Origin of the sequence: Chryseobacterium carnipullorum (assembly GCF_900142785.1) — a bacterium.
Taxonomy (GTDB): Bacteria; Bacteroidota; Bacteroidia; order Flavobacteriales; family Weeksellaceae; genus Chryseobacterium; species Chryseobacterium carnipullorum.
In genome coordinates this window covers 82,465-96,416 of sequence record NZ_FRCD01000013.1, presented here as the reverse complement: position 1 = coordinate 96,416, position 13,952 = coordinate 82,465, and the positions used below count along the sequence as shown (strand labels likewise).

At 35.8% G+C, this 13,952-nt stretch carries 9 protein-coding genes; 1 reads left to right on the top strand and 8 read right to left on the bottom strand.

Annotation, left to right across the window (positions count from 1 at the left end; translation table 11 throughout):
- Positions 1 to 546: 546 nt before the first annotated feature.
- From BUC06_RS15170 to BUC06_RS15150, 5 genes are all read right to left on the bottom strand, one after another.
- Entirely contained in the window at positions 547 to 1,491 is a 945-nt protein-coding gene (locus BUC06_RS15170; protein ID WP_073334862.1) for a DUF4421 family protein, read from the bottom strand.
- Positions 1,492 to 1,695: 204 nt separating this feature from the next.
- Positions 1,696 to 2,211 carry a hypothetical protein gene (locus BUC06_RS15165; RefSeq protein ID WP_073334861.1) on the bottom strand — a complete coding sequence of 172 codons (516 nt, stop codon included), beginning with the start codon at positions 2,209 to 2,211 and terminating at the stop codon, positions 1,696 to 1,698.
- A 338-nt stretch (positions 2,212 to 2,549) separates the two neighbouring features.
- A complete protein-coding gene (locus tag BUC06_RS15160) occupies positions 2,550 to 4,625 on the bottom strand; it encodes a hypothetical protein (RefSeq protein ID WP_139263372.1) in 2,076 nt (691 codons plus the stop codon).
- A 529-nt stretch (positions 4,626 to 5,154) separates the two neighbouring features.
- On the bottom strand, positions 5,155 to 6,525 hold the full coding sequence (locus tag BUC06_RS15155) for a tetratricopeptide repeat protein (RefSeq protein WP_073334859.1): 1,371 nt from the start codon (positions 6,523 to 6,525) through the stop codon (positions 5,155 to 5,157).
- A gap of 266 nt (positions 6,526 to 6,791) precedes the next feature.
- The gene (locus tag BUC06_RS15150) at positions 6,792 to 7,232 is read right to left on the bottom strand and encodes a hypothetical protein (RefSeq protein WP_073334858.1); all 441 of its coding nucleotides are present in this window, start codon (positions 7,230 to 7,232) and stop codon (positions 6,792 to 6,794) included.
- Positions 7,233 to 7,913: 681 nt separating this feature from the next.
- Here BUC06_RS15150 and BUC06_RS15145 point away from each other — a divergent pair.
- The gene (locus BUC06_RS15145; protein ID WP_073334857.1) at positions 7,914 to 10,391 is read left to right on the top strand and encodes a beta strand repeat-containing protein; all 2,478 of its coding nucleotides are present in this window, start codon (positions 7,914 to 7,916) and stop codon (positions 10,389 to 10,391) included.
- A gap of 656 nt (positions 10,392 to 11,047) precedes the next feature.
- Here BUC06_RS15145 and BUC06_RS15130 read toward each other — a convergent pair.
- From BUC06_RS15130 to BUC06_RS15115, 3 genes are all read right to left on the bottom strand, one after another.
- Positions 11,048 to 11,395, bottom strand: a complete 348-nt coding sequence (locus tag BUC06_RS15130) for a transposase (RefSeq protein WP_073334855.1) — start codon at positions 11,393 to 11,395, stop codon at positions 11,048 to 11,050.
- A 545-nt stretch (positions 11,396 to 11,940) separates the two neighbouring features.
- Positions 11,941 to 13,206 carry a hypothetical protein gene (locus BUC06_RS15120; RefSeq protein WP_073334854.1) on the bottom strand — a complete coding sequence of 422 codons (1,266 nt, stop codon included), beginning with the start codon at positions 13,204 to 13,206 and terminating at the stop codon, positions 11,941 to 11,943.
- A 24-nt stretch (positions 13,207 to 13,230) separates the two neighbouring features.
- The gene (locus tag BUC06_RS15115; protein ID WP_073334853.1) at positions 13,231 to 13,932 is read right to left on the bottom strand and encodes a hypothetical protein; all 702 of its coding nucleotides are present in this window, start codon (positions 13,930 to 13,932) and stop codon (positions 13,231 to 13,233) included.
- Between the last annotated feature and the right edge of the window lie 20 nt (positions 13,933 to 13,952).

Sequence of the window (13,952 nt, the reverse complement as noted above, 5' to 3'; positions counted from 1 at the left end):
TTTAAAGGTTTATACTTTGGAAGGTCACATTTATAACTAAGCACATACTAATCACCAATAAACAAGTACTATCCATGAGCCTTTAACAGTTCAAAGTCTCAAAAAAATCCGCATCTATTTTGCGCATGGTGCAATTTGGTATTGTAACCGATTATAGGCTTCAATCAGCATCGTTACTATTAAATCTCAGCTTCCAATTGTTGTAACACATGGGCATGATATTGATCAAGAGAAATAATACATAAGGAAGATTTGTATTATCAATTATTTGATTATTCTACAGTTCAATATCAAGGAAATACATCAATAAAAACTACTTTCTGTAATTTGAGATATTGCATTATAATTAGCCGTCAATTTAATTTTTTCATTATATCAGAAGAAAGCTTACTAATAAGTTGATTCGTAAAAATCCATCGAAATCCTATCTTAATTGAAGATTATAGCATTTACATACAGCTTACCTATTTTTTTAATTATACAAATACTTAGTTAGTTTTGTTAAATAAGTTACGATCTGATTTTATACCTTAATTATTGACTTTTTCATAAAAAATTTATTTTATTTTTCACCCAATAAGAGCTTTTCTGTAAGATTTTTGGTGCATAAAATCGATATCCTAAATATAAATTGGAATACTGCAGCGTATAGTTCACTTTAAACTCATCTTCTTTATAATTCTGAAAATTAATTTGATGCTGAATGCCCATAAAGAAATTCTTCCACTGATAATTGAGGTTTAGATTTAGGTTTAAATTTAAAATCCTTGTTGCGTAAGCTTTATTTTGGTCGGAATTATCTTGAACATAGCTCAAACCATATCCACTGCCGGCTTTACCAGACAGTAACAAATTTTTGTTTAATAAAACCCAATTATATTGGTAAGATATTTCGGGAATTATATTGTACCTCCTTTGATTGCTTTTCTGCTCGTCCTGCTTATTATCAAGTTGGGTATAACTATAATTTGCCGTAAAAATAAATGACCCTGCATTCTTTTTCTGCATTTCTGTCTGATTGTTTACCGCTCTGAAAGATAATTTTTCCGCATTCGCAACATAGGAAGTACTTCCACCAACTTTCATGACTTTAAAATCAGGTAACTGTACATAAGGTAAATCATCTGTCCAGACAGGTAAGAAATCCTGAGTATTTTTTATGTAGAATCCTTTCGTTTGATCATAATATACAGATTGCATCCAGTGGTTTTTAAAAAAGGTAAAGGAGACATCAAATCCTACCGTATTCCCCTTTTTTTCATTGTCGGTTTGATTACCTGTCCATCTTTTCGGTAAACCAATCGAGAGGGAAAAAAAATCACATTCAGCCGATACATTGTACTTGTACGCGATGTTAGGTGCAAAGTTTAGCAATATATTATTCTTCTTTACATGAAATTCGTTGATTTTATCATCTGCATTTATTTTTAATACTACTTTTTCGTAAAAACTTTTAATATAAGAAGAATCTCTTTCAAATTTTTCTTTCATTGGTTTTTCGGTTTGGGAATTGATTGCAAAGGGATATAGAAATATACACAGATACAAAAATTTCATGTTATGAATGTGCTAATTGGGTTAATTAATATTTGGGCTATAAAAATAAAACGATGCTTAAATTCAATTATAACCAGAGAACATTTCGCAACAAAAAATTTGGCAGAATTAGCTTGAATTTAGATAAAAAAGCGAGTATCATAGCGAGCTTGTCACAGAAAAATCTGGTTTCTCTCCTGCCGGAACGATGAATATATCACTTCCTTGTAAAGTATCCTCCGGATCAAAATAATAACCAGCCGTGATATTATAGGATTTACTTATCGATTTCCCAGATTGATCATAGGTTTGTATGGTAGCTTTTACAGTATGTGTTTTGGGACGAAGTACTAGTTGTTTTCCTGTTAATCTTAATCCAGTTGCATTAATGCAATTAAATTCAATGCCGTGTATTTTATTAAAATATTCCGGATAATTGCTTTCTCTGATGTAAAATGACTTGCCGGAATTATTCTTGGCAGTTGCAGTTACTTTATACCGTTCATAGTTTTTTCCTTTAATTTCAACCGTTTCTTTATTTATAAGTGCTATAGAGACGTTTATTCCATTGATATCAACGGTTTGTCCGTCCGAAATTTTTTGTGCTAAAGCACTGATAAATCCAGTTAAAGTCATAAATACTGAAAGAAAAAATGTACTTATCATTGGTTTCATATTAAAACTATTTTTTTTTTATTTTTCTGATTATTTAAAGAACATAATAATTCTAATTTGTAGTGTCGTTGTTAAATTAGATACAACAACCAAAATATTTTGAGTAGTTTAGGTAATTTTTTTATGATTTGGCAGTAAGCAATGCTAATGATTGGACTCATGATCATTGCTGTCATATTGTTGAAAAAAGATAACTAAGGAGCAAGGTTGTCATCCATAGAGCAAGAAGTAAATAAAATTAATTAATAAATTCTGGAAATTACAGCCCGGAATATTTCTATCCCGGTTTCTGTAAGCCTTTTGATATTTCTATAATTTTTTTGATGATGTACAATAATTTATTTTCCCAAATAAACGAACATATTTACACTTAAACTTTGAGGTTGTATATTGATGGACTGCTGTGCTACACCGCCGTTTACACTATTAGTGGTAAATGTATGGTTGTGCTGATCTTGAGCCAGTACATTAGTATTACGGTTGTTTTCCTCTCTCCAACCAGTACCTATTTTTCCTGCTAAAAATGTACGTGATTGTACGTTGTCTGATGGTTTACCATTATTATAAATAATATCATACCTTATACTCGGAGCTACAGAGCTGGTTGCACCCGAAAGCTGAAAATCAGGCAATTGACCCCTTGATATTGTACGATTGTTGTTACTGCTTATACTTCCTAGGGCAGTATTATTTTGTACAAGGTAAGAGTTGGAGGCGTTAGGAAGGTAGGATGAAAAGCCTATAGAATTTGCCGCCCCTCTTTGGGTAATGGTCAGATTGCCTAGCGGTCTTCCATCTAATTTTACCCAACCGTTATGATCAGAATTTGAAAAACTGGGTTTAACATCGCCAATATTTTGTGGGACTGCGCCAGCGGTACCTCCGTCGGTAGATCTCCAGTACGAATTACTGAAAACATATTCCAGTACGTTACCGTTGGGAACAGTTACCCCATCCAGTGTGGTTCCAAAACCACCTGTAGTATTATTATAAACAATAAGACGCTGCCCTGCATTAGGAGCCACAGGTGCTGAAATAGATACATTTGCTGTAGCAGCACCGGTAATCCGCACTTGGCTTACATTAGGGGGAATAGCCACTGCATTACCTGATACAGATAGTACTGTTTCACGGTTGGTAATCGCTCCGTTCACGTCAAGTGTTGTTCCCGGAGAAGCTGTCGCAATACCTACATTCCCCCCTACCGGGTTTAATACTAAAGGAAGACCTGTTGCAGACGTTTTATTCTGGCTTGAAATATAGGATCCAAAAGGAGCATTGGTATAGGTTCCAAAATCAAGGGCATGACTGGTACTCCCATCAACTCTCAATGTGGCATTGGTATCTTCTATACCTAACGCTGAAGGTTGTGCATTAGCACCTTTCACCACGAGTTTATTAGTAGGTGATACCGTTCCTATTCCCACTCTTCCGGAATTAGCATCTGTAAGATACATCAACTCGTTAGGGGTCCTACCAACACTAAAAGACAGATAACGGTTGCCTGTTGTACTACTTGTAGAAACATCACCAAAGTTAATACGTGAAATGGGTCCTGTAGAAGAAGAAGAAGAAGACTTCATATTGATACCGAAATTTTCTGCACGGTTACCATAGCTATAACCATCCTCCCCAATATTAATATCCAATGCATTTTTAGTCTGAGCTGTAGTAACGGCGGCATTAAGCAACTGGCTGCCTTCTACGTGTAATTTGCTTGAAGGAGTGGTGGTCCCAATTCCGACACGATCATTGGCTGCATCCACTGAAAAGGTATTTCCGTCTACAGAAAATGCATTGGTTTGTGTGCCTGTAAATGCCAGGGTATTAGCTCCCTGCGTTACTGCTCTGTTTCCCGTAAGGGTACCGTCTGCATTATAAATATTAATCGGTGAGGCTCCGCTCGCGCCCCCCCCATCAGTAGACCTCCAGTATGAATTACTGAAAACAAATTCCAGCGCCTTACCATTAGGAACAGTAATCCCGTCCAGGGTAGCACCGAATCCACCCGTGGTATTGTTATAGACAATAAGACGCTGACCCGCATTAGGGGCAGCAGGGGCCGTAATAGCTACTGCTGCTGTTGCAGCACCGGTAAGCCGTATCAAACTCACATTACTAGGAATAGTAACCGCATTACCCGCAACAATTAATGCAGTTTCACGGTTAGTAATTGCCCCATTCACATCCAATGTGGTACCGGGAGCGGTAAGACCCAGCCCTAGATTACCGTTGGAAGTCATCACTAAGTCGTCTTTAGCCTGAGTTATTGTGGGAGTTCCTGTTGACGGATTGTTTTTTAACCCGTCAACACTAAATATCCCCTGAGGATTAGCTGTATTAATGCCCACTTGTGATTTGACCACTAGGGAAAAAGTGATAAACAAGCCTGTCAGTAATAATTTTTTTTTCATCATTTAGAATTTAGGTTAATAATAAAAATCTTTCTCTTTTTTGGAAAATTTCGTTAAAATAATTTGACGCAAAAGTAGATTACTCACAGGAAAAGCTTACAAATTACCCCTACAACACAGATGCATTATTAATACATCACTTATGCATTATGTCTATATTTCAGGATATTTAAATATTTTACCATTATATACAAAATGAAAACTAGATATTTACAGACTCCCTTTAAAGCAAAAACACTTAAGTGTTTTAAATCAAAATCTTTGCATTATCTAAAAAATCAGTTTCTTCTTAAACTATATCATGTCACTAAAATAGATGAGTGTATTGGCTAATACTGATCACAGCATTTTTGTTGATAAATGAAAAAAAACGGGTCTTTGAAATGATACAATTTATCTTCCACAATCAAAAAGAATTTTTTGATTATAAAAAAATATCATCATCATGATTTCCAATGTTAGTAATCGTATTTAAAGAAAAGATGAAGAATGGACTAGCCCTTTTATTAGCAATTCGCAATCGACCTATCTATTGCTCTGAAATAGATCTGAAAAAACAATATAGATCTGTCTCGGGTTCCAGATTCAGTTTTTTTCGTATCCTATACTTTTTTGTCTGTGCAGATCTGTGTTCCATAGAGATACACTGAGCAACTTCCTTAGAAGAAAAGCCGAGCCATATCATGGCGCAAAAGGACAGATCGGATTTGGAAAGATTAGGATTAATTTTCAGCAACTCTGAACATAGTTCCGGATATGCTTCCTGAAATTTAGGAAGGAATCCTATGCTGTTATGTCTGGCAAGCTGAATAATATTTTCGTGATTTTCACTCAACTTCCTTTTTAAATTTTTTGTTTCTTTTTCTATTTCAAGAATGATTTTTTCACTTTCTTTCAGTTTGGTTCTCTTTTTTCTGATGCGTACATAAAAATAAAGGATGAATAAAATACTCAACAGCATTAAAACACTTCCGTACCATAAAGCCGTAGTACTTTCAGTTTTAAGTTCAGCCCATCCCTTTTCTTTTTCTTCGATCAGTTTATTAATAGAAAGACTTACAGCTTGATTTTGGTTTTGATCCAGGCTATCTTTTAATGAGTTTGCTTTGTTCAGATATTCATTTTCTTCATTGGGATTGTGCTCTTTTTTATAAAGTTTGGATAATTCATTGTAATTATAAAGAATAAGCATTGGTCTGTTGACCTGCTTTGCAAGCTCAGTTGACATTTTAAATGCAATAATGGCCTGATTATTTTTTTTCTGACTTTGCAGAAAATATCCATAATCCTGTAAAACAACAGCTCTCTGGAATTTGTTATGCTTGAAGCTCTTAGTTTCTAAAAGTTCAAAAGCCCACCGAAAGTAATATTCAGCGGAATCAGGCTTTACTTCATATTCAGTATAGTGTCTTCCAATATGAGCTACATCAAGAGGATTCGGATCAATTTTTGTGCATTTATGAAGGTAAATAATTGCAGAGTCAGGTCGTTTAATCTTGTACATACACATGGATCTGATTGAATAAACGTAACGTAAAAATAGGCGGCAGTCACGGTTATCTTTTCTCAACTTCAAACCATAATTCATAGCTTTCGAATTGTAATCCAAAGCCAACCTGTTCACATTTATTTTATTATAGATCTGGCAGTACTCCTGATTTATTTTACCAAAAAGAAAATTATCCCTGCATTTCTTCGATATATCTTCAGCTTTGTTTAAATATTCTAAACCTTTCTTTAAATCTCCCTTAAATAGAAACCGGTTGGCAATATTGACATATCCCATTGCTTCTCCTTCCCGGTAGCCAATTTGAGTCGCTGCTTTTATGATTCCTTTATTCCAACGGATAAGATCATCATCTGATATCCTTGTCCGAAGTACTTCGTTTGTTTTTATCAATAGAGAATCAATATTTCTTTCTGCAGATTGTTGTGAAAATAATTTTGAACAACAAATTATGAAAGAGAAGCAAAGTGTTTTATTTATTTTTTTTAAAAAGCACATTACAACAATAGATTATTTAATAATAATAGAATATTTATAAAAATAAAATAATCACAATAAATATGTCATATCAGTATATTCTAATTAGACAAAATATATGACTGTTACAGAACAGAACAAAATACCCTATACATGATAATTTATTCTTCAATAAAATATAATTATTCAGTTTTGAATGTTACCTTTTCTATATTTTTATTAACAATGATAATTAGTTTTGGGATGACAGTAAAAGACCTTTTCTCTCCAGTTTTCATCTGATAATGGTAAATAACTTCGCCCATTTGGGTTTTTTCCAGTTTTATCGGAATTATTTCAACCGCCCTGTCTGTTTCCGGATGTAAAAGGACTATCACATTTTCCTTTGAAAAATCTATAGGTGTTGGATTTCCGCTATTGCCCATAAAAGCTGCTTCATCAAAAAACTTGTTAAATTCATCCTTGGTAGTTATTACTTTTTCTACGAAGTCCGGAATTTCGCAATTGTTTTTTACAAAATAATTATGTACAGCTTTATAAGGAAGTACTGAAGTAGAATTATTTTTATTAATCTGACAAGAATGAATAAAAATAATGAAAAGTAGAAAAATTGCTTTTTTCATAATATCTGTGTTATTTATATAATAGATGTCTTGAGTATAACATTCTCAGTTACCATATTTTTTTGCAATCTTAAGAAGAAAACATGAACATAAACAACAATTACATACAGCACAAGTACATCATATATGCATTAATGCACATTAATAGCGGTTTTGTTAAAGACTTCACTTATAAGAAAATCGCTTATTAAAATTATTATTGATCCTTTTCCTTTTGTTGAATCATTTTACTACACTTCTATATAACACTATTACATTGTCATATAAAAAGAATAAAAAGCCTTTGAAGATGATTAAAGAATTCCAAAATACAATACTCCAAAATTGTGAATACAAAACAGAAAAAAATGCGTAATTCATTAACTATTTCACACATCAATGATAAAATAAGATATAAAATGCACACGTGATGTATCTATGATGTATGTGCAATACATACACTAATCTGTAATAAGTTTTAGTTTTGTTCAAGGAATATAATTTAAAGCTTGAGGAAATATAAAAGTAACAATACACCTAGCATAGTTTTTCTTTTGTTCTTACTTAAGTAATAACCCGCAAAACAAATTTAATTATTCAAGTCCAGAGATGTCGTTCTACCCTCAAACAATAATTAAAACATACTATTATTTTCAATACCGACACAATTAATAAAAGAAAGATATTAATTAATTATACTTTATGAAAAAAGAATTATTACTAGCAGGCTTGCTGACCACTTTTTCCCTAGTGGTCAAATCACAAGTGGGGATTAATACAAGTAATCCTCAGGGAGTATTTAACATTGACGGGTTAAAAAATAATCCGACAACCGGGGTGCCTACTGCTTCTCAGGCCAAAGATGATCTGGTGATGACTTCTAATGGTAATCTGGGGCTGGGTCTTACCACTCCCGGTACTACATTGGATGTGAACGGAGCGATTACCAACCGTGAAACCGCTGTAGCTGTTGCGGGTAATGCCGTTACTATTCCGGCTAACGTGAGTTTGGTACAGCTTACAGGAGCTGCTACTGGTGCAGTAGCTATTTCGGCTCCTGCTGCTCCTAACCCTGGCCAACGTCTTATTGTCTATAACAATACCACGGGAGGATTTGGAGCAACACTGAATGGGATTACTATACCTAATGGTAAAGTACTCGAATTTGTTTTCAGCAATTCATCCTGGAGGTCTACTGATGGAGGCGCAGCCGGAACTACTCCGGTTAATATCTATACAGCAGACGGTACTCTTGCAAGTAACAGAACGGTAATACAGGGAGCTAACACCCTTGCATTTACAGGCACACAAACCAATGCTTTTTCTGTAGATGGAAATACCTTATCAGTGGATGCTGCCAATGATCGTGTAGGAGTCGGCACCACAACACCAACTAATAAATTAGTGGTAGCCGGCACAAATGCCCAGCCTTCAGCATTAGGTACAGCCAATACCAATGCCACATTGAGAATTGATGGAAATACCAGCCACGCCCTAGACCTAGGAACCTATACCAATGCTCCTTTTGGATCCTATATCTCCAGTCAGAACAAAGCTTCAGCCATAAGCCTTCCTTTAGTATTAAACCCGGTGGGTGGAAATGTAGGCGTTAACACCACTCCCGGTACAGCATTGGATGTAAACGGGGCGATTACCAACCGTGAAACCGCTGTAGCCGTTGCGGGTAATGCCGTTGCTATTCCGGCTAACGTGAGTTTGGTACAGCTTACAGGAGCTGCTACTGGTGCAGTAGCTATTTCGGCTCCTGCTGCTCCTAATCCTGGCCAACGTCTTATTGTCTATAACAATACCACGGGCGGATTTGATGCTACACTGAATGGGGTTACTGTACCTAATGGCAAAGCACTGGAATTTATTTTCAGCAATTCATTATGGAGATCTACGGAAGGTGGTGCAGCCGGAGCTGCTCCGGTTAATATTTATAATGCAAACGGTACTCTTGCAGGCAACAGGGTGGTTACAACTGCGGGGAATTTGCTTTCTTTTACAAACGGATCCAATAATGTATCTGTTGGAACAACCGGTACTGAGGGAATTGTAACTGCGACCGGCTCTTCAAGAGGATCGGTTGTGGCAGCCGGAGGTAGTAGCTTTTTAAGCATGTATGCGAATGATAACGGAAAAGGAGTGATAACGACATTAGGCAATAGCACAGGTCTTGACATTGGTTCTAACACAGCGGTTCCTGTAAATATTCTGACCAGTAACACACAGAGAATGACCGTTGCTTCTGGGGGAAATGTAGGAATAGGAACGACAGCACCCACCAACAAGCTGGTAGTGACAGGTATCAATGCCCAGCCTTCAGCATTAGGTACAGCCAATACCAATGCCACATTGAGAATTGATGGAGATACCAGCCACGCCCTAGACTTAGGAACCTATATCAATGCTCCTTTTGGATCCTATATCTCCAGCCAGAATAAAACGTCTGCCACAGGTCTTCCTTTAGTATTAAACCCGGTGGGAGGAAATGTAGGCGTAGCAACTAGTACACCACAAAGAGCTCTGCATGTTAATGGTGGCTTACAGGTTACCAATGAAATCAATGTGGGAGGTGATGCCGCTACTGCGGGATCGGCAGGAACAGCAGGACAGGTTCTTAAATCCAATGGCCCCGGAGCAGCTCCTTCATGGCAGACTCTAGCCGGTGTTCCGAATGCCACAGGAACTGTAATAGCTGTGAACGGCCAGTTTATAGTAGCCCAGGAAATATCAGTACAAATGACATCTGACTTTACAATACCTGGTACTGGACCATCTTACCCTATAGGAAATTTAACCAATGAAATTATAGACAACGAAAACCTATATACGGGTTCAGCTACTACCAATTCATTTAAAGTATCTGCAGACGGAATCTATCTGGTTACCATGAATGTACAGTTATGGGTAGATAGCGACACTTCAGGAACGTCCCCAGTAATTGGGATATGGGATAATGGCACCAACAGCTGGGTAGCCAGAGTTAATGACTATTATTCAGCAGCAGCAAAACAACTACAGACTTATACCTTAATTACTTCGATTCCGATGTTTGCTTCAACTACCTATTCATTCAAAGGTGCAAATACTCAAAATACAATATGGAGATCTCATAGTTTAGGGTCTACAGGCCAAGGTCCTGTTACACAGGTTTCTGTAAAACGACTAAGGTAAAATTTAAAAAATGCACAGGTGATGTAAAACAAACCCCTAAAATTATCAGAAAAATAATCTTGTTAAAAAAAACAGGCCGTACAGCAACTCAAAAATTGCCGTTCTGCCTGTTTTTATTTTATATCACCTTCACTTTATCATCAAACGTCGGGATAAGACATTTCTGTTTTTAATAAGGTAAAGAGGCCTGAAGCTGGAAGAGAGAAGCTATTGAGGTCATAAAAAATAACGAAACTCCAGTTTTTATTAATTTTTTTAAGACTAATTAATTCAATTTTAAGAAACGATGATTCCAATAGTAACTTCAAACCTCCTACTTCCTGCTTCCAGCAGAGCGATTACCATAAAAGCGATGTAATTGAAAGACTTCCAACTCGATACTGTTGTGTCAAAACGATTAAGCAATGAGCTAAAGCTATCCAGCCAGGCATTTGTCCTTTCTATAGTATATGAACTATTTACGATAATGATAAAAAACACTTTGATAGCTCAAAACTTTATCCTCAAAAAGACTTTTTACAGGGAAATACTCCCATTGAACTCCTGTTTTAAGTTTGTATAAGATACAGTTAACGATCTCCGCCAAAGCAAGCTTTTTTTATGGAAAGGTTTACATGACTTCATTATTTAATTTCCTTCTTCCATCTTATTATTTCTTAAATAATTTTATATATTTTTTTCCATTTTGCCACTGTATTTCTACTGAGTTTAAAATAAACTGCCAATTGGCTATTGTTTAACTTGTTCTTCTTCTGATAATTTAATATCTGTAAAATTGCCTGCTCATTGTAAGCACGATGCATCTGGTTAAAGATCTGGCTTTCTTTCTTTTGCTGAGAAAAAACAATATCATTCAGCTTGATAACGTCTAAGTCAGAAAGATGTCCTTTAGAGAGAATGTCTTCACAATACTTCCTTTTTTCCGGATGTCTTAATCGAATGATATCTGAATAAATTTTGTGATAATCCGGTTTTGTACCTACTTTTTGTATTTTACTATCCATTTATATAAAGTAGTTTTAGGGATTTTGTATTGTTGTATAATTTGTAATTTAGTTTTCTCCCCGTTTTCTACTAATTCCAGAATAAAATCGATTATATCTTTTGTATAAATATTTTTCCGGAACTGAGGAAGTCCAATTTTTTCGCTATTGGATCTATCCTTTTCAGCTGAGGCCGGAGGGGAAAACAGGATCAAATGGTGAGAGTACAATCTGAAGAAATCATATTCGAGTAGTTTGGATAATCTTAACAATGTAGCTGTAGATATATCTTCTGAAGACAGCACATTCATAAGAAACCCCTGATCGCACTTAAGAAAACTGAGAATCCTTTCTTCTTCAATATTCAGTTCCTCAATCCGCAACCGGATTATCTCTCCAATGTGTATTTCTTTAAAATTGAAATTCATAAGCATTAATAGAAAGGGCACCATCATGTTTTACATCACTGATGATACCCATTATAAAAGGTTAATTTTTCTCTAATAAACACTACAAAAGCCTTTTGACTTATCATTCGTTGCATACAAAACAAGGTTATTAAATATTTATAATTTGATAACCGTTATATTGCTTACATTTCCTGTTCCAATAGTACCCACTTCATCTCTCAGAAGCGCATAGGTGTTAGCACCGTTTGCTGCAAAAGTAATCTGCTGACCAGCTGTAGCACTGATAACGGTGGTGTAATTATGGATTTGCCCAACTGTTGCTGTAACTGGAATAGTTGTCGCAATTCGGGTAGATCCCCTTCCTATAAAATCTCCACCCGCATCCCGTATCCCAATAATAACCTGCTCATTTGCCGATACATTTCTGAAACTCATCTGCATCTGCACCAAATAATTTCCGGCACTGTTGAATGTCATCACCCCGGTAGATGTATTATAACTATATAGGGAAGATGTAGCATCCGGAGTTCCAAGCAATATCGTATTGGTTCCTGTAAGACTGGTTTGATTGGCTGCCAGTTTGGCGTGGAAAAGTGGTTGAGCAACGGTTGGTGAATATTTTAATACTCCTGTAGATAAATCTACCACTATATTGTTGTCAGTTCCTGAAGCGGTCCTTAATCCTTCAATTTTTACGGGGTCGGTACTAGCTGAAGGTACTACATGAAGTTTATGGGTAGGATTGGTTGTGTTAATCCCTAAATTACCAGATGAGCTAACAGTAGCCTGCTGTACATTATTGGTGCTGAAAATGATGGGACTCGCAGATTGAGTAATTAAATTCAAACTGGCTGCATTACCGGACGCAGCCAATTGTGCGGAATTGGCATTATCCACAAACATGTCTAATATGGCAGAACCGCCCTGAGCCCGGATTGCACCTCTTGACGCACCCGATGCAGTTAGAAAACTTTGCGTGCCAACGTTGCTGAATATAATGGAATTTGAACCATTTCTAAACTGCAATGTATTTGTTCCCATGGTTACAGTTCTGTTTGTCAACAAAGTACCATCAGCATTATAGATATTAACGGGAATATTCAACTTTGTCCATACAGTGCCGTTGTAATAATAATAACCGACAGCATCAATATTCAAAGCCGTTCCTGCCAGAGTGCCAGTAGCAATATTATTTACATAAATCAGTGTTGAAACCGGGACTCCGGTCATACTCTGAGCTCTTTCCCTGTCTACTCTGGGAATAAGAAGTCCATCTACTGCTGACGCTGTACCTGTAACATTCTTGGCCGTTATATCAAGGGTTGCATCGGGAGTAGTATTGTTAATGCCTACTTGCGAAAAAAAAGCATTGCTAAATCCTGTTAGAAATAAGACAATTGGAAGAATAGTTTCTTTTTTCATTGATTCGATATTTTTAAAATTGTGTTATTGAAGGAACAAAATGCACCCTATTTCCAGTGTTATTGCCAATATATTTATAGCAATCAGGTATTTCCGGGAAAAAAGTGACTCTTTTATAATATGGTAATTGGCTCTTATTAGTTTGTAAAAACCCATGATAAATAAAATGAATGAAACTATAAAAATTGATAAAATTTTTATGGTAGAGGAATTGCTGCCATCAAAAACAGTTGTTTTTAAATTCAGGCTTCCACCGGCGGCGGCCATTCCAAAAAACAATAGAATAATTGGAAATAACATATAAATAGAAGTGTATAAAAAAGCAAATAAATATTTCCTGAAGCCCAATCCGGATATTCTTTCTTTATTAAGCAACGTTATGATCAGGCTCATCATAATAGCAGTCATATTGTTAAAAAAAAATATAATAATAGCCTTTTCTGTAAAGTTTAAAGATCCAAGCAATTTCGCAATCGGAAAATCAATTTGGTTATTTTCGTAAATAATTAAACTTGTAGCCACTGAAGTATAGATACTGAACCGGACAGGAGATAATATATCATCATCTTGTAACTCCGAGTCTTCATGCACCTCTTTTTCTGCCAGGTCGTAACACAGTTTAGGGTTCCTGAACAGCGTAAAAACTGTTCCGGGAAGAAGCAGTAAATCCGTTAAAATTCTGAGACATAACTTTTCAAAACTATCCAATAATTTATCAAATTCCATAAGAAATCATTTAATTTATT